Source organism: Roseivirga sp. BDSF3-8, assembly GCF_041449215.1.
GTDB lineage: Bacteria > Bacteroidota > Bacteroidia > Cytophagales > Cyclobacteriaceae > JBGNFV01.
Map to the genome: position 1 here is coordinate 3,707,427 of NZ_JBGNFV010000001.1, position 18,248 is coordinate 3,725,674.

Annotated in this window: 16 protein-coding genes; 5 read left to right on the forward strand and 11 right to left on the reverse strand. The window is 44.8% G+C overall.

All coding sequences use genetic code 11. The features are described from left to right. Positions 1–605 precede the first annotated feature (605 nt). The 5 genes from AB9P05_RS15705 to AB9P05_RS15725 all read right to left on the reverse strand — a co-directional run bounded on the left by AB9P05_RS15705 (position 606) and on the right by AB9P05_RS15725 (position 3,651). On the reverse strand, positions 606–1,472 hold the full coding sequence (locus AB9P05_RS15705) for a transposase (protein ID WP_371909777.1): 867 nt from the start codon (positions 1,470–1,472) through the stop codon (positions 606–608). 41 nt (positions 1,473–1,513) lie between these two features. Further along, positions 1,514–1,846: a transposase gene (locus AB9P05_RS15710; protein ID WP_371909778.1), complete on the reverse strand. Its 333-nt coding sequence runs from the start codon at positions 1,844–1,846 to the stop codon at positions 1,514–1,516. 214 nt (positions 1,847–2,060) lie between these two features. Further along, a complete protein-coding gene (locus tag AB9P05_RS15715) occupies positions 2,061–3,155 on the reverse strand; it encodes a tetratricopeptide repeat protein (protein WP_371909779.1) in 1,095 nt (364 codons plus the stop codon). Between the two features lie 124 nt (positions 3,156–3,279). Next, complete coding sequence (locus AB9P05_RS15720; protein ID WP_371909780.1) at positions 3,280–3,456, reverse strand: hypothetical protein; 177 nt, start codon at positions 3,454–3,456, stop codon at positions 3,280–3,282. Between the two features lie 18 nt (positions 3,457–3,474). Further along, on the reverse strand, positions 3,475–3,651 hold the full coding sequence (locus AB9P05_RS15725; protein ID WP_371909781.1) for a hypothetical protein: 177 nt from the start codon (positions 3,649–3,651) through the stop codon (positions 3,475–3,477). 317 nt (positions 3,652–3,968) lie between these two features. Between AB9P05_RS15725 and AB9P05_RS15730 the strand changes: the two genes are divergently transcribed. The 5 genes from AB9P05_RS15730 (at position 3,969) to AB9P05_RS15750 (ending at position 9,038) form a co-directional block, all read left to right on the forward strand. Beyond that, a complete protein-coding gene (locus tag AB9P05_RS15730; protein ID WP_371909782.1) occupies positions 3,969–4,460 on the forward strand; it encodes a hypothetical protein in 492 nt (163 codons plus the stop codon). Positions 4,461–4,742: 282 nt separating this feature from the next. Then, the gene (locus AB9P05_RS15735) at positions 4,743–4,934 is read left to right on the forward strand and encodes a hypothetical protein (protein WP_371909783.1); all 192 of its coding nucleotides are present in this window, start codon (positions 4,743–4,745) and stop codon (positions 4,932–4,934) included. A gap of 469 nt (positions 4,935–5,403) precedes the next feature. Further along, positions 5,404–6,147: a DUF6602 domain-containing protein gene (locus AB9P05_RS15740; RefSeq protein WP_371909784.1), complete on the forward strand. Its 744-nt coding sequence runs from the start codon at positions 5,404–5,406 to the stop codon at positions 6,145–6,147. A gap of 420 nt (positions 6,148–6,567) precedes the next feature. Continuing rightward, positions 6,568–7,371: a hypothetical protein gene (locus AB9P05_RS15745; protein ID WP_371909785.1), complete on the forward strand. Its 804-nt coding sequence runs from the start codon at positions 6,568–6,570 to the stop codon at positions 7,369–7,371. A 1,085-nt stretch (positions 7,372–8,456) separates the two neighbouring features. Beyond that, positions 8,457–9,038 carry a hypothetical protein gene (locus tag AB9P05_RS15750; protein WP_371909786.1) on the forward strand — a complete coding sequence of 194 codons (582 nt, stop codon included), beginning with the start codon at positions 8,457–8,459 and terminating at the stop codon, positions 9,036–9,038. Between the two features lie 261 nt (positions 9,039–9,299). Here AB9P05_RS15750 and AB9P05_RS15755 read toward each other — a convergent pair whose 3' ends face one another. The 6 genes from AB9P05_RS15755 to fabF all read right to left on the reverse strand — a co-directional run bounded on the left by AB9P05_RS15755 (position 9,300) and on the right by fabF (position 18,241). Next, entirely contained in the window at positions 9,300–11,489 is a 2,190-nt protein-coding gene (locus tag AB9P05_RS15755) for a S46 family peptidase (protein ID WP_371909787.1), read from the reverse strand. Positions 11,490–11,570: 81 nt separating this feature from the next. After that, entirely contained in the window at positions 11,571–13,025 is a 1,455-nt protein-coding gene (locus AB9P05_RS15760; RefSeq protein ID WP_371909788.1) for a BamA/TamA family outer membrane protein, read from the reverse strand. A 150-nt stretch (positions 13,026–13,175) separates the two neighbouring features. After that, positions 13,176–14,291, reverse strand: a complete 1,116-nt coding sequence (locus AB9P05_RS15765) for a prolipoprotein diacylglyceryl transferase (RefSeq protein ID WP_371909789.1) — start codon at positions 14,289–14,291, stop codon at positions 13,176–13,178. Between the two features lie 63 nt (positions 14,292–14,354). Continuing rightward, entirely contained in the window at positions 14,355–16,232 is a 1,878-nt protein-coding gene (gene nadE / locus AB9P05_RS15770) for an NAD(+) synthase (protein ID WP_371909790.1), read from the reverse strand. Between the two features lie 15 nt (positions 16,233–16,247). After that, positions 16,248–16,988: a ribonuclease III gene (gene rnc, locus AB9P05_RS15775; RefSeq protein ID WP_371909791.1), complete on the reverse strand. Its 741-nt coding sequence runs from the start codon at positions 16,986–16,988 to the stop codon at positions 16,248–16,250. A gap of 5 nt (positions 16,989–16,993) precedes the next feature. After that, on the reverse strand, positions 16,994–18,241 hold the full coding sequence (gene fabF, locus AB9P05_RS15780) for a beta-ketoacyl-ACP synthase II (protein ID WP_371909792.1): 1,248 nt from the start codon (positions 18,239–18,241) through the stop codon (positions 16,994–16,996). Positions 18,242–18,248 lie beyond the last annotated feature (7 nt).

Here is an 18,248-nt window from a genome sequence, read left to right on the forward strand (position 1 = left end):
TACTCATTTTTTTCCAATAACAGGACAACCCACCCCAGCCACCTTCTGCCACTGCCAGCCTTTTCCGCTATTATTCATAATGCTAATATTTCAATTCCCAACCCTCTGCTATACGCCACAACTCATAACTAAAAACTAACCACTCAACACTCAATAACTCTATTACTCAATCATTCTATTACTTCACTCATTCTCTCATTCAAAATTCACTCATTAAAAAAGGCACTAACCCTCCGGCAAGCACCCCGTCTCCCTATCCAACTCACCACTCAAAACTCACAATTCTATTACTCTATCATTCAATAATTCTGTTACTCGTTAATCGCGCCTCTACAGTACACACCACGACTCACAACTCATAACTTGAAGCCTCATAAATATGGTTGACAGCTTCGACCAAACTACCAAACTTGTTGTGGATAACTTTTCAGGTTAAACATGTAAAAATACTTTATCATTGTTTTGGTTACCTAAGCGGAAAAGAGCTCTGCTGAGGAGCAACTCTTCAGGAATAAGGTAGCTGGCTGCCGGAATGTGTAGTGAACCAGGAGCAGGATCTGTTCCTGGTTAATTCATATTCTAAAGGCCTTCATGCCTAATAAAACCTATGTGCTGTTTTCAAAATTATGCAGCGTCTTTTTAATTCTTATCTCAGGAGCCATTTTACTGAGCTTTTCTTCAAATTGGATTACGGTCATATAGCCTAGTTGCTCAACAGCTCGTTCATTATTCATCAGGTGAACGACCCTTTTGCAATAGCTCTTTAATTGATTGATGTTTTGAGGCTGCATGGCTTTTAGATACATATTTTTGATGATATGGTTAATCTGTTCGCCAGAGCCGTTTTCCCTACAGCTTTTGGCTCGACTGACCTTCATCTTCAGCTTTGATAAGGCAGATAGATAAAGGGCTGAGTCGTACTGTGAGCCGTTATCTGAGTGATGGATGCATCCTTCCCAATTGATATGCCTATTAAGAGCTACTGCTTGCTCCAGCGCTCTAAGTGCGGTCTCTTTTTTCATATTATCACTTGGGTATAAGCTCAAAAGTCGCTGTGAGTAAACCTCTTTCAAGATAAAAAGGTAGCTCCACCTGTCTACCAGCCAAAAGAAGGTAATATCCCCGACAATGAGCTGGCCAACATTGTCAAGCACCAAGTTATTAGTAAGGTTAGGGAATTTCTTAGCCCCTTTACCATCACTGGTTTTAGGAATAAACCGCTTAGACCTTCCAATCGTTAGACCGTTTCTGCTCAATAACTGTTCGAAAGCAGAGACTCCTATAGGGAGATCCATTCCAGCGGCTTTGAGGGAATAATACATCGTTCTACTTCCCATACCTGGGTGATGCATACGCCAGTTCCTGACCAATTCTAACACCTGAGCTTCTCGCCGGGACTTTTGAAGGAACCGCACTTTTGCTGCATGTACCCCTTGACGGCTGCCTCCCATCAAAGCGTGGAAGCTTTCCATGCTATACGCCCTTTCCAAACTTGCTAGGTGACCGACCACACTCAACCAAACTTTTTTTCAATATCCTCTCCATAATGCTGCTTTGCTGCAGCGATTACGGACTGCTGATAGTCAATCATCATCTGCTGATTTCCTATAAGACGTTCCATCTTTACCATCCGCTCCTGAAGCTCCACAACCTGCAAATAGTCACTCTCGGTCTCTACTACAATCCGTTCACTTGCCGGAGTAGACCGAAAACGATCAATCCACTTATAAATAGATGTTTCGCTAACTTGGTAGGTCTTCGACAGTTGAGATACGCTCATTTTACCCGTCTCGTACATCCGTACTTTATCTCTTTTGAAGCTTTCACTAAATACTCTTGATCTCATCTTATTCTAAATTTAATGAAAGTTATCCACACATTTTCTGTCAACGTATTTCATGAGGGATCAACTAAAAACTCAACACTCAATAACTCTATTACTCAATCATTCTATTACTTCACCCATTCTCTCACTCAAAATTCACTCATTAAAAAAGGCACTAACCCTCCGGCCAGCACCTTATTCAATTATTCTGTAACTCTATTACTCTGTAATTCAATTATTCACGCATTCTCTCATTAGCCTCTTCCTCATCCAGCAGCCCCTCGGCCTCCAGGTCCAGTATATGCTCCTGCACATCCAGCCTAAACTCATTCAGTGCCTTGCCATACTTCCACCAGCGGTACAGGTATAGGCCCGTAGCCATAGCCACTACCAGCAGCAGGGCCGCCAGGGCTATCAGGTAGCGCTGCTCCCGCTCCGCTGCATAGCGCTCGCGTATCGAACTTACCTCTACTTCCGCCACCCTAACACTGTTTTCGGCATTTACAGGTGTTATCTCGGCGTTCTTATTAGGAACATCTAATTTTGCTCTGAAGTAGCTACCATCTGCTCCCTGTAGTTCAAGTTTAAGTACCTGGGCCATGTCACTGACCCATAATGTCAAATCAGGATGGGCTAAAACCTCATTTGTAAGAAACCGGGCTTTGGCAATTTGACCATTTTTAAAATAAGCTTCTGCTAGATTTACTCCTACTAAAGGAGTGCTTTTCATTTCTTTGGCAAGGGTGAGAGTATTAATAGCATAAGAGTATTCTCGGGTTTGTAAATACAAGTACCCTAAATTGACCAACGCCCAAAATCGAGTCTCTTGTGCTTCACCTTCATTAAGGATTTCTTTAAATGCTCTTTCTGCATGCGAATATTTTTCTAACTCTAAATAGCAAAGCCCTATCCAGTTTTTTAAATCTAAAATTTGTTTACTATTATTTGATAGCTTAATAGCCTGCTCAAGGCTACGAATTGCTTTTTCTTGATCATTGCTGTATTTGTAGCATAAGGCTTTTAACCAAAAAACATCATAAGAATCAGGAACAGAATCTAGATAGATTAAAGCTTTTTTATATGATCCTGCATAAAAATAGGCGTAGGCCAGATTGAATTGTACATCTTCTTTAAACTTGCCTTGCCCGCTAAACTTGTTGGCTACTTCTAGATTAGTAATTGCAGAAGATACATTCTTGACTGCAAGGGCCTCTTTGCCTGCCTCAAAGTAGGCATGTGCATATTCCGCTTCCATTTCTTCGGCCTGGTTACAGGCCATGGTACATAGCCCCAGCAGGGCCACTAGCACATAGCGTAGGTTCTTTTTCATAGTCACACAGATAGCTAAGTTGTTTTTTTCTGGTTTGTTTTGGCTCTCACTTCCGCGAAGCTTTACTTCGGGCCCTGAACCTGCGCAGTTTCACTGCGTGAGCCGTTCGGCAGCAGGATAAGATTTAGTTATTTGCCTCCTCTTCTTCCTTTCCTGTCCTAATAGGAGGATCCGGACTTGTTACTCCACCGTTTGTAGTTAAGCTGCTATACCCGAACCGGTTCAAAATATTTTCATTTTTCTTCACGCCTCCGGTAATGTGCCGGGCGCATATGGCATATTGCTCTAGTGCTGCTTTCATAAGCTGGTTTTTTCAAGTTTAGTTATTTGTTTCCTCTTCCTCTTCTCCTGTTCTAATGGGTGGTTCAACACCACCACCACCACCATCCGTAGTAGCAGTACTATACACCACTTGTTTCAAGATATTTTCATCCTTCTTCACGCCTCCGGTTATATGCCGGGCGCATACTGCGTATTGCTCTAGTGTTGCTTTCATGGCTTCTATTGGTTTTGTGTATACTCGCCCTTAGCGTGGTTTTTCACCCCCACGGGTACCAAACCCCATATGCAATATAAGCAGATTTGGAATCAGCCCGGCCATCCGGCCGCATCTTTCCCATCCGGTAAGGTATGCAATTATCTCATATCCCACTATCCTATCTGTATATTATCCCCTCTATATCAGTGTCTTTCATCCTGTTTTATATTACTTGTCCCACATTTAGCTCCTTTTATCACACTATCCCGTACAGCCCGTTAGGTTGCCCTTTAGTATATTGCATGATATATGCGTTCAGTTAGCTGTGTGACAAAATGAGTAATTATTGGACCCGGGCAGGCATCCCCAGAAAGGGCTGGGCACTGGAGGGGGTAATAGACATTAGGGAGGAAGGCCAGCCGGTAGAAGATACCGAATACGAAACCTGTATGATGTGCGGCAACGAAAAAATCCGGTATGTACACCTCCTCTCTCACCCTTCAGTAGATGATGAATTTAGGGTAGGCTGCGTGTGTGCAGAAAAGCTGACCGAAGATTATAAAAACCCCAAACAAAAGGAAAGAGAGCTTAAAAACATAGCCCGCAGGCGTCAAATGTGGATAGCTAAGCCGTGGAAAATAAGCAAAAGTGGAAACCCCTACTTAAAGCTTAAGGAGTATAAAATAGTTATATTTGCTGTTAAAGAAGGTGCATACAAAGTATACTTCAACGACAAAGGAGGTAAGATAGAGTTTAAAACGCTTGAAATGGCTAAAGCCGCAGTTTTTAACCACCTGGAGACCTTAAAGAACAAATCCCGTAAGTAAGTCGCCCCTGCTTAATTATCCGCTACAAGCAGGCAGGTACCTTACCCATTACCCCCTCCATCTTTCCTTAGCTTAAAGCCATTATACCAGCAAACCTTACCTTTAACAATAGCCTTATACCCCGCCCTAAAACGGCTTGATCCATTGCCTTATTCAAAAATAGAATATAGCTCACGTATTTTTTGAATAAAACAATACCGCAGTACCAAGCCCCCTACATATGCCAAGTTAATCACGTTACCCTGAGTTACTTTTGGGCCATTAAATTTAATCTAATAAAATATGAAAAATTTACAATCATTGACCCGCGAGTCAATAGAGATTAAAACCCCCTATTTCCAGCTAACGGCTACTAATCAAGCAGCTATGGAAATTGCGAAAGGAGTGGTGAAACTCGGTTTTATTACTGGTTGTGTAGTACTAGGCTATATGTTCTTAGATCATATCAGTAAGCCCCGCACCCTCCAAATTTAAGCTTAAATCCTGCTACTGGTTCAGAGTGATATATATTTGCGAAAGCCCCTTCTGGGGCTTTTTTTTATTGCATCTTTTCATTCCCCCAATATCCCCATCCTTAGTAGGCAGGCTACAAACTAAGTGCTTTAAAAGCACCTCTTCCGTATAGCCATCTCCCGTAATGTACAGGGCTACGCATTACTATTTTGCTTTCGTAGCCTTTTAGTATGGCCTATACCTCCACCAGAAGTCATGTGCCTCGCACTGGTACCAACCTATTAGGCAATTACCTTATATTCCCATATCATACCTGTATGTGACTCCCTCTATATCAATATCTTTCACCCTACATTTATGTCACCTGCCCCGCATTTTCCGCCTGGTATTATATAATCCGGAAAGCTATGGTTGCAATGTTTACCCCTTCGCATCCCGGCTTTTCACTATTCTATTCTGTACTTTTGAAAGATTAATTGATTCAAAGCATATGGCGCACAAGACGTATCAGGAGTTAATGAAGCTAGAGATTGCTGCTTGTTTGGCGAAATCTGATGCGGCAGAGAATATCTCCCATATGCCTACCAGGGGAGCTACCCTGGAGTTTGGCCTATGCGAGATCATTTCTAAGTTTCTGCCGCACGGCTGGGATATTGGCAAAGGAAAGATAATTGATAATAAGGGGGCAGAATCGGCAGATACTGATATTATTATCTACAATAAGACCATTATTCCCCCTGCAATGCTGTATGCCACAAGTGGCCTTTATCCTGTGGAAAGTTGCGGGTATGCCATTGAAGTTAAGACTACCTCCACAAAAAAAGGAGTCAGGTCCACTTATGATAACTTTAAAAGGCTTCGGCAAATTGGAAAGGATAATGGAAAGGATTTGCTAACGGTATATTTTGCTCGTAAAAGTAACCTCAAACGTGAGTCAGAGCTTGACCGGTATAAAAAAATTGATCCGAAGTTTAATACTGATCCTGTAATCAAAATTATTTGCGTTTTAGGGCAGGGTTATTGGTATTTTTCACCCGAATTTAAAGGAGCGCAATTAGTGGGATTTAAATGGCGATTTGTAGAAGGTCTTAAAGACGGCTTTGAGTTGGCCTGGCTTATAAGTGGCATAATTAACACCCTAACCCCCGGGCCTGCTCGGTTCGGAATGTACATAATCGATAATGAAAAAAAATTTAAAGACATAGAAAAATACAAATTTAATTCACTCATTTAAAAGGTCCAATTTTCCACCTATCTCCATATGTTTCTTATCAATTCTATTATTCACCCATTCTTTCATTCACAATTCACTCATTTAAAAAGGCACCACCCCTCCGGCCAGCACCTTATCTCCCGACCCCACTCATAACTCAAAACTTTCAATATCTCCGTTACTCATCAATTCTTTAACTCTATTACTTTAATATTCACCCATTCTCTCATTCACAATTCACTCATTAAAAAGAGCCTCCTGCGTGTACCGCTATTCCTTTCAATATTTCTGCCTTTTCATACTAAATCAACTATTAAATTACTTCAGCTACTTCTGAAATAGCTTCTCATTTTATCCTGCATTATTTTAGCCTGGAGGTTAGCGCCTCCTGCGCCGCCTTCCGGCGCATTACCTGTAAGCTACCAAGCAGTTTCATTTAGTATGCATAAGCTCAAATACATATTGCCTGCCCTGTATGCAGGCCTGCTATTTCTCGGCTATATCCATTACTTTGCCTATTTCGCTTTCTTCGATATCAATATTGCCGGTTACCTCTCCGCTACAGATATACTATTTCCCTTTATACCAGCCCTGCCAGCTATATTCGTCGTTGTCCTCGTCATTACCCTACTACTCACCGGCACCCTGCTGCGCGCCGGTAATATGTACGATACCCGGCGCAGGCCCTCACTGTTTTGGTTAGCCAATCATGGCAAGGTCATATATCAGCGTCTATCCAACCGCTATAATGCCTATAGCTCTATTGCCGACCTGCCTGGCCTTCTCCGGTATGCGTTATTGTATGTTATCAGCTTTCTTTTGCTTATTTACCAGGTAGCCTTCGTGCTTGTTATCGTACTACACTGGTCTGGCTTTTTCACCGGGATAGGGTATGGTACTTTTATGGCCATGTTCATCGCCTGGATATTCATCGTATATGAGAAGGCTCGCCGCATGGTCAGGATCAAAGATATCAAAGTCAGGCTTCTTGCCATTACCCTCTTCATGGTCACCTACGCAGCTGCCTCCGTCCTGCTTTCCGCCAGGTTTAGGGCTCGCCAGATGCTCATCGGCACAGAACGCATAAGCCTCATCACCACAGACCAGGGCTTGTATGAATCCTCCGGCGGGTACCGCTACATAGGCCAGTCCGGCAGGTTTATATTCCTCAGAGATACCAAGCGTCAGGCCAATATCATCCTGCCAAAACGCCACGTCGCATCTATCACACTCACCCCTGGGTAACTCCGTTACGCATCAATTCAGTAACTCAACTACCCTTTTATTCGATACTTCAAAATTCACTACTCTACCCTTCGCCCCAAGTCGAAAGAATCGCGTCTCTACCGAACACACCACAACTCAAAACTCACCACTCAAAATTCTGTTACTCTGTAACTTTATTATTCTAATTCACTCATTAAAAAAGCACTAACCACCCGGCCAGCACCCCATCTCCCTATCCAATTCAAAACTCACCACTCAAAACTCTATTATTCTATTATTCAATTACTCTATTACTCAATAATTCTATCACCCATCAATTCACTCCTTCTCTCATTCAAAATTCACTCATTAAAAAAGGCACTAACCACCCGGCCAGCACCCCATCTCCCTATCCAACTCATAACTAAAAACTCACCACTCAAAACTCGATTATTCTATTACTCTGTCACTTATCAATTAAATTGTACTATTCTAATATTTAGAAACTATCCATCTCACCCTGTATTCCCAGTTTAAATTTTGCCTAAATGCCGATTAGAGCGCCTAAATGCACTTTTTGAAATCTTGTTGCGCTCATTATAGCCTCATGGTAGACTCACGATAGACTCATGGTAGCCTCATGAAAGCCCCAAGAGCCGCTTAAGATCAGAAATATGAAATTGTATTATTTTAATATTGCCGGAGAGAAGGAGGGGTGTGCTGGTAAGGTCGTTTTAGTGATACATTCTGGTAATTCAGCAAGATTTTCCGGTCAGATAGCAAAAGAACATTACGCTTTTAAGATAGCAACTTACTTCAATACATTGAATGACCTTATTTAGTAAATCGCCACTTAATAGTAATAACGCAAATAACAGTAAGATTATTCTGTGCTAAAAAACCTAATTTATTACATGCATTATTTCAAGATGATGTAAAAACTTAAACCCTCTGCATGCATACTAAAGTGCTGGTTTACAGTCAAAAACATATTGCATTTTTACAGATTTATATTCTGATAAAAATTTATTAAACACAATTATATTTCAATAATGTAACTAAATACCAAATTTTAACGAATAAAATAATAGAAACAAAGTATAAACTTTTAAACAATCAAGATTATGAATGTAGAGCTCAATGGACTCATCGAAGGCTTTAGCGGACTGAACGGAAACGTTGTTTTTCGCACCCTTAAAGACGGCAGGGTTATCATGGCCAAACGCCCACGCAAATATGACAAAACCGAGCATCAAAGAAAAACGGGTAACCGTATGGTGCAGGCCTACAGAATTGCGGAAGACATCATCGCCAATGACCCGGCAAGAGTAGCCGTATATGAGGTTTATGCTGCCAAAAAGAGCAGAAGCGTAAAACAGGCCATCGCCATGGATATTTTAAGCAAGCCCAAAATCCCCAGCATCAAGTGGATGGTGTATAACGGGCTCAAGCCAGGCGATCTCTTAGGCATAGAGGCCTTTGACGATCATCAGGTAGTAAGTGTTAACGTATCCATTCTCGACAATGGTACATCGCTGGAAACCGGCGAGGCCTTACAGCAGGACTTCAGCGTAGAGTATATGTACGAACTACAAACTGCTGGAATCCCTGCCACAGCCGAAGTTTTGGTGCAGGTTACCGACTACGCCGGTAATGTAACCCGAAAACTATACCAGGCAGATAGCATCCCCTTATTTATTGCTTAAGCTCCCGGAAAGCATCGCCCAGGCGGTGCTTTTTATATTTTCATAAACTCCATTCTTTAGTAATTACTACGCATACATTTCCTGATCAGATTATCCAGAATGACTATCACTACAATGGTCGGTAAGACAACATATAACTGATTGGCAAAGGGTTTTTCCAACAAAGTTATGCCTTCTTAAGAAGAATGCAGCGGTAAAAGAAAAGGCTGCCTCCATACTTTGGAGACAGCCTCTTTTCGGATATTAGTATTCAGGAATTAATTACTTGCCTTCCATAGCGGCTTCTTTCTCGCCTGCAGATTGCTTCTCGTTATGTACCAGTGTCATTTCATCCACAAGGTGGCCGGCATTGGCAAACTTGTCTATGATGAACAGCACGTAACGAATATCCACACTGATCGTACGCTGCAACTCAGGCTCAAAAGCAATATCACCGCTCATAGCCTCCCAGTTGCCATCGAACGCCACACCGATCAACTGACCTTTGCCATTGATAACCGGGCTGCCCGAGTTACCCCCGGTGATGTCATTGCCGGATATAAACCCGACTACCAGCTCGCCGTCCTCATTAGCATAGCGACCATAATCTCTGTCCTCATATAATTCTACAAGGCGGTCAGGCACCACAAACTCAGGGTCAGCATTATCCATCTTCTCCATTACACCGTCCAGCGTAGTGGTAGGTGTATAGTAGACGCCGTCACGGGGCTCATACCCACCTACATAGCCATAGGTTATACGCATGGTGCTGTTCGCATCAGGATAGTACGTCTTATCGCTGTTCATTTCACGCAGTCCGCGGATAAACAGGCGCTTTGCAGGGTCAAGCTTGGCATTCGCCTCATTCAGCCCTGGCTTCACATGCTCATTGTAGTTGTCATAAAATGACGTTACTGCTACGTAAGCAGGGTCATTTTTAATGGCCTTGTGAGAGGGTGACTTCAGGAAGCTCATGACTTTTTCCTGGTCATCAAACATGGAATTCTCGAACATGTCATCTACCCATTTCTCCACGTTACCATTGTATTTTTTGGCTACTTTTTCAAATACTTCCGGGTGGTTAGCCTTGTCCACATTTTCGAAGTACATTTTCATTACCGCTTTGGTTACCTTACGGTCCGTAGGGGCATTGTAGTCCTTAAAGAAGCTTTTGGCTTCCTCTTCAAGGGCTTGGGTAGCCGCCGTAATATCCTCTTTGCTATTCAGCTCCAGCGCAGTGGCCAGGCTTTTAAAGTTATAGGCCATTGATAGTATCTCAGAGCCGCGTACCGCTTCAGACATGTAGATGTATGAGATATTGTGGTCGCGGTACTCCTCGTAGCCATCTTCCAGCATAGTAAGCACATTGCCGTATAGCTCAGGGTTATTCGTTTTAGCCCAGGCTGCAAAGTCCTTTTCGATCTTTTCCTTTTTGTCCACTACGTTCAGTCTTTCCAGGCCAAGGCTCTGTCCCTGGAAGTACTTCCAGTAGTTACTGACACGGGCGTATTTAGAGGCATACTTAATGCGTGTGTCCTGGTTCACGCTCATGTCCTCTTTCATCTTCTTTAGTTTGATATCCCTGATAGCTACCCGGGTAGGGTTGGTTTGCTCAAGCGCCATGCGCACACCGTAGCTGGTCAGGTAGCGATCTGTAGAGCCAGGATATCCCATGATCATAGCAAAGTCACCTTCTTCTACTCCATCCATGGACACAGGCAGGTGATACTTTGGTCTGAGGGGTACATTTTCAGGTGAATAATCAGCAGGCTTTCCGTCAGGGCTCATGTACACACGGTACAGAGAGAAATCACCCGTTTGGCGTGGCCACATCCAGTTGTCTGTATCACCACCAAACTTACCGATGCTTTCAGGAGGAGCACCTACCAGGCGCACATCATTATACACCTCGTATTCAAAGAGGTAGTATTCATTACCTTCATAGAAAGTTTTTACCTCAGCCGTGTAGTCACTTTTGCTTTCGGCTTTTTCGATAATCTGAGACTGACGCTGAGCAACGAGGTTCATTCGCTCCTCACCGCTGGTCGCAGGGTCTATGCCGTTAAGCACATCATCAGTTACATTGGTAATACGCTTCAGAAAACGTACGTACAAGCCTTCGTTAGGTAACTCCTGTTCTTTATTCATAGCCCAGAAGCCATCCGCCAGATAATCGTGCTCCACGCTGCTGTGAGACTGGATATCTCCGTAAGCACAGTGGTGGTTAGTCAATAGCAGCCCCTGGGAAGAAATAATCTCACCGGTACAGAAACCACGTCCCATGGAAACTATCGCATCCTTAAGGCTGGAGTTATTAATGTTGTAGATATCGTCGGCCGTGAGTTCCAGGCCTTGTAGTTCACCTTCCTGCAGCAGTTGCTTGAAATGAATAGGAAGGTACATACCCTCATTAGCAAAACCACTGATAGCTATAAAAGTGGCTGAGAGAAATACAAATAGTCTTTTGATCATGGATTGATGTCAATTATTGCAGGCTCGAAACTACCAAAATTATGCCATAATTCATACGAGGCTATTATAAGTGGCTATAAATCAGAAGTCTGCATTCATGTGCAGGAAAAAGCCTGCCTCGCCGGCATTATTCAGAGAGTATTCCAGCCGGATCACACCGTCATAGAAAGTGACGATGTCAAGCCCTATACCCGTACCACCCAGCCAGGTATTGGAAAACTGCTCATTTCCCGGAAAAAAGTTATCACTCACCACATAGCCCTGATCCAGGTAGGTTTTTAAGTAGATAGCAATAGGTATATTCCTGAACTGCTTAAGCGGCATAAGCTTCCCAAGGCTTTTCTCTCCTTCAAAAAGCCTTAGCCTCAGTGTGCTCCGGTTCAGGAAATAGTGCTGGCCGGGTATCACGTAAAGCTCATAGCCCCGTACCAGGGATTGGCTGTAGCCCAGGCCTGCAAAGTTATTATAGGGTTGCCTTTCCGGCAGTGAGACCTGAACCCCCACATCATTACTAAAAAAAAGATTCTTATCCAGCTCCCAGAATTTAACATAATCAGCATTAAGCCTGGTCAGGTCTATATCATCCCACATGCCCAGGCCATAGCGGGAGGCTGACAGGTTGAGCAGGTAGCCATGAAGCGGATAAGCCCGGATATCACGCTTGTCATGAGTAAAGCGGTACTCAAGGTAGAAATAGCGCTGACGGGTCTGGCCCTCCAGGAAGTAGCCCGGGTTCACCATGGCCAGCGTATCTGCAATGGTACGCTGCCTGTAGGCCAGCTCTACATTATGCGAGGTGTAAAATGAGTTTCTGTGCCGCCATTCTATGGCAGCGTTCCACTGTTCTTTTATTGGCCTTTCCAGGTCCAGGAAGACCAGCTTGTGCTCAAGGGTCTGATAAGCTACGCTGTTGTTTTCAAGGTAACTAAGGCGCAGGTTCAGGCCGTTTTTCTGTGCCCGGTCTATGTAGGGCATTCTATACCCCAGTTCGAATTTTTGAGTAAAACCAAATTGCGCCTGTAGTTTCAGCCGTTCATTGCGGCCGCGCATGTTGTACTGGTAGAACTTAAGGCCATACTCCACACGGCTCAGGTCACCTTCCTGGTTGACCCACCAGTCATTAAAATTACGGTCTGCCAGTGAGAAGATAGGGACCGGGAATGTATACCAGCGTTCCTGCAGGCTTATGATAATGTCTACTTTATAAGGGCCTACGTCTACAATAGATACCCTTACGGTGGTAAATAGGCTGGTATTGAAAATCTTATTTCGGTCTGCTTCCAGAATTTCCACCAGGGCGTCCCGCCGGTATACTTCCCCCTCGGTTACATCTACTTCACGCAGAATAATGGAGGGACGTGTGCGGCGGTTTCCCAGAATAAAGATGTGATCGATCTTTACCGGACGTTGTGAAGAAAGGGTATCCGGGAGAGAGGGCAGGGGGATATCCTCCGGAGCGGACTCGTTCGTTTGGGCGAGCGCCACACCGGAAAACAAAGAGAGAAGTAAAATTACCAGAAAACTAGCTTTTACCATTTTGAGAAGAAGAGCCGGTTGATATCATCTAACGTTATGCGTACAGTTATGACAATTTTTTGTACACAAATACCTTACAATATCTTAAAATCCGTCCGCTACTCAAAAAAAATCCGGGTTTTGCATGTAAAAACCCGGATAAATTATTGCTTAAGCCTCTACCTCTCTCGGCTTATTGTCTTTTTTTCGATGAATGAAAATCAGTATCGCTATCCCGGCCAGCACAAGAGGAATACTCAGTATTTGTCCCATATTCAGGGCAAGGCTATCTTCAAAAGCCTCCTGGTTTTCTTTGAAGAACTCATCCACAAAGCGAAGGGAAAATAAGATAATGAGGAAGAGAGCGAAGATATGACCCTCCGGTAGCCGGTGGCGCTTAGTCTTCCAGAGCCAGAAGAGGAACAGGAATATCAGAATACAGTAGAACGACTCATAAAGCTGGGCCGGGTGGCGTGGCACCCCCATCATAGGAATACTCGCCTTAAACTGACCTCCCTCAGAAGCAAGGGTGTAGTTGATCTTGCCATCAGGCAGGTATACCTGCTCTTCTACGCCAGGATAGGTAAGGGCTGCCTTTATATTGTTTTGCAGGATTCGCTCGATGGAGTTCCGGTCCTTTAGCTGAGGTAAAAATACGATGTCCAGCATCACCACCTGACCATCAAGGCCGGCGGCCTCCTCGCTGGTGGCTTTGCGGGCTTCTACAGTTTCAAAGGCCTCCTGGTTAGGGTCTATGCCGTAAACTGTCTGCTCAGCCACATGGGCAAATACTACCCCGGAGTCGGTACCCGTGGGCTTTCCCAGTATTTCGGAGTTAACAAAATTACCAAAACGGATAAGCGCTCCTACTAAGGCTACCACGATCACGATCCTGTCCAGAATCCAGAAGTAACTCTGGTCTTTCCGGCTCCGGGCATACAGCCAAAGAGCGAAAAGAATACCAATAGCCCCGCCATGAGAAGCTAGTCCACCCTGATGAATATAGAAGATACTGAGAGGCTCCTCCAGCACCCGGTCAAAATCATAGAAAAACATATGACCAAGCCTCGCCCCGATGATGGTGGCAAAAATCATGTAAACAGTAAGCGTCTCCACGTCTTTTACCGGGCGTCCGTCCTTATTAAAAAAATAGAACATGATCTGCTGACTAACCAGGAAGCCAAGCACGAACATAAGTCCGTACCAGCGCACAGGCCAGTTTAACCATTCTGCGATATAGGGAAGCTCTGGTATTGGATCCCAGACTATGAAAGCTAATTGGTGCATAGTAACAGATTTGCTGGTAAATATAGGGGAATTTGCGCCTAGCCGGAAGTAATTGAGAGTTAATTAGGCATTATCCAAAGCCTTCAGTTCTTCCGAAAACCCTCCGGAAAGAATAGGGAAACGCGCCCAGGTCCGGGGATCCACATTAAAATCATCCAGGTGGAAAGACGGCGCAAGCCGTTCGCGCTTCCATTGGTTGCGTGACCACAAACGGAAGAATTTGGTAATATAGTCTTTCAGTACTTTTGGTGAAAGCTCCGGATGGTTCTCCCGCAGTGCATGATAAACCTGAACAGGCGAGAGGTGATCACGAATGGCCAGCCGCTCTATTGCCACAAGCATAGCGTAGGGCATTAGGTCTTTCTCATCGGTTTGAGTCTCTCCGGGAGGACGCAGCTCTGCGGAAGGCGTAAGGCTGTTAACCCGTTGTAAGCCGGTATAGCCAAGCTCTTTTTGAGCGTACCTGAGCCATTGTAGCAGAAAATATTTATCAATGCCCGCAATCGGGCCAATACTGCCACTGGTATCGCCATCCATAGTGGCATAGCCTACATCACCTTCGCTGCGGTTAGACGTAGTGAGCAGTAGTGCATTGTTCAGGTTTGCCAGCATCCAGATGATAGGTGAACGTGCCCGGGCCTGTATATTTTGCAAGGTTATGTCATCCTGTTCCCATGTAAGCTTACGGCCAATAGACTTTTCAATTTTAGCCGTGTAGCTGGCCACCTCTTCGTCTATCTTCCAGTGGTAAAAGGTTGCTCCAAGGTTATCTGCCAGCTCTTTGGCAGACAGGTAAGTGTCTTCACTGGAGTTTACCGTGCCCTGGTAGGCCGTCGTGAGCCAGTGTTTCATGACCAAACGTCCTGCGGCTGCCTCAGACAGTCCCTGCATTTCATCATGAAGCTGCGTCATACCGGTCTTTTCAAGAAAAGCCGCCCGGCCCACCTCAGAAAGTCCGCGTTTCACGGTTTCAGCCACCAGCACCGCACAGGCCGAAGAGTCTGCTCCGCCGCTCAGTGAAAGGATAAACCCCTTGCTGCGGCTTTTGCGGCAGTAGTCATACAGGGCCAGCGTGGTTGCCAGGGTAAACTCCTCCACTTCATCATGAGTATCGTATTGAAATGGGCTCTGGGAAGGCAGCTTTTGCTCAGTGTCCACATCAGCATATACAAGGTTCACCTCCTTGAATGACAACCTCTCGTTACGCGCAAGAATGCTTCCCTTTTGAGAGATCAGAATTTCGCCGTCAAAGATCATCCGGCCGGACTCATTCCCCAGGAGGTTGGCATATAGATAGGTACAGCCAAACTTTCGGCTGCTATTCGATACGAGTGACTCCCGGAAGGCAGACTTGGAAAGAGCAAAGTGGCTGGCACTGGGGTTCAGTATAAGGTTTACATCTGTGCCCAATAGCCGGCAGGCAGGTCGCTCGTTTTCGTGCCAGGCGTCTTCACAAATTTCAAACCCTACATGCCATTCGCGTAGCTGAAAGGTGACATCACCCAAAGGGTATGTCTCACCATTAATTTCTATCGTTTCCTTTTTTCCTGATGGCCAGGGCCTGAACCAGCGCGGCTCATAGTGTACGCCATCCAGTGCCATGAACTGTTTGGCATAAAACCCCTGAATGGCCCCGTCACTAATCATGCAGGCACAGTTATACAAGTAATCTCCAAAAGCTATTGGCAGCCCTACCACCACATCTATGTCCTTACACCATGAGGCTATCTCAGGAAGGAAGGAGAGGACTTTCTCAGGGAGCCATTTGCTTAGGAATAAGTCTTCGCAGCCATAGCCTGTAATACAAAGTTCAGGTAGGCATAACAGCTTCACTTCAGCTTCTTTAGCCATTTTAATGGCCTGTTTAATATGCCGAAGGTTTCCCTGCCAGTCCAGAGGGGTCTGGTTTAGGGCTGCGCCTGCTATACGGGTTATAGCCATAATAGTGAGGGTATATCAGATGTTAAGCGCTTCACAGGCGCGTTTGGCAGCATCCTGCTCAGCCTTTTTCTTACTGAAGCCATGCCCCTTGCTTACCGGATCGCCATCTACGAAAAGCTGGGCAGTAAATTCTTTGTACTGGTTTTTGTCGGTAATATTAATGATCTCAAACCGCACGTCGCGATTTTCTTTTTGTGACCATTCAATGATGACACTTTTGAAGTTGGGATTAGTAGCAATAATCTCCTCCAGGTCGTAATGAGGCACGATTAGCTTTTGTATGATAAAGCGCCTGCAGAACTGATAGCCCCGGTCGAGGTAGATAGCACCGACAAATGCTTCCAGCGTGTCTCCGTATAGGGATTTATGAGAAAGCGGTGTTTTACGGCGGGTGTCATACTCCACCAATTGGCTCAGGCCGATTTTCTTTGCCAGCTGGTTAAGTGATTCCCTGTTTACTATTCTTGAACGGATGTCAGTGAGAAAACCTTCATCCTTAAAGGGAAATTTCATGAACAGGTACTCCGCAATTACAGCGCCGAGCACAGCGTCACCCAGGTATTCCAGGCGTTCATTACTTTCTTTTACACCACCTGTAGTCTCACGCGCTATGGAGGTATGCTTCAAAGAAAGTTTATACAGAGTGATATTGACGGGCTTGCTACCAACAATATTGCTGATAGCATTTATTAGCCCTTTCTCCTTATCTGTATAGGTCTTTCCAAGATTGAATAGTCTCCGCAGCAGCAGGTACACCAAGCTTAGACTTTAGCAAAGAGTAGAGAAAAATTATGGCCTCCAAACCCAAACGTATTGCTCAGAGCGACATTTACTTCTCTCTGCTGTGCTTCGTTAAAGGTCAGATTAAGTTTGGGGTCCAGTACCTCATCATCAGTAAAATGATTGATGGTAGGAGGTATTATTTGATGCTTTATGGCCAATATACAGGCGATACCTTCTATGGCACCGGCAGCGCCAAGCAAGTGGCCTGTCATTGATTTGGTAGAACTGATGTTCACATTGTAGGCATGGTCCCCGAATACTTCCTGGATAGCTTTTACTTCTGCAGGGTCTCCAAGGGGAGTAGAAGTGCCATGTACATTGACGTAGTCAATTTTGTTGGCTTCTATACCAGCATCCTCCAGGGTATTGCGCATTACCTGTCTTACTCCAATACCATCAGGATGTGGAGCCGTAATATGGTAGGCATCCGCTGACATTCCACCACCCAATATTTCTGCATATATGGTAGCACCGCGGGCTTTGGCATGCTCGTACTCTTCAAGGATCAGTGCACCGGCACCTTCTCCAAGTACGAATCCATCACGATCCTTATCAAAAGGCCGTGAAGCGGTTTCGGGAGAGTCATTTCTCTCTGACAGCGCCTTCATAGCATTAAACCCGCCAATTCCAGCCGCGGTAACGGCTGCTTCGGAGCCACCGCTGATCATAATATCAGCTTTGCCCAGACGGATATATGTAAAAGCATCGTTGAGAGCATTGGTAGATGAAGCACAGGCTGAAACGGTCGTATAATTAGGACCACGGAAGCCGTACTTGATCGAAATATGACCGGCGATAATATCGACGATCATTTTAGGTATAAAGAAAGGGTTGAATCGGGGTGTGCCATCCCCGTTGGCGAATGCGACAACTTCATCCTGAAAGGTCTGCAACCCACCAATACCGGATCCCCAGATCACGCCTGCACGATCCAGATTGATCTTTTCAGCATCAAGGCCTGAATCTTTCATAGCCTCTTCTACTGCAACCAATCCATATTGTGCATAGGGATCTAATTTCCGCGCCTCTTTACGGTCGAAGTAATTATTAGGATCAAAGTCTTTTACCTCACAGGCAAATCTTGTCCTGAATTTCTCGGCGTCAAAACGCGTAATAGGGGCGGCGCCACTTACACCATTAGAAAGACCGTTCCAGTACTCTTCGACGTTATTTCCAATAGGGGTAAGTGCCCCCAGCCCGGTAACTACAACTCTTCTTAAATTCATAAAAGAA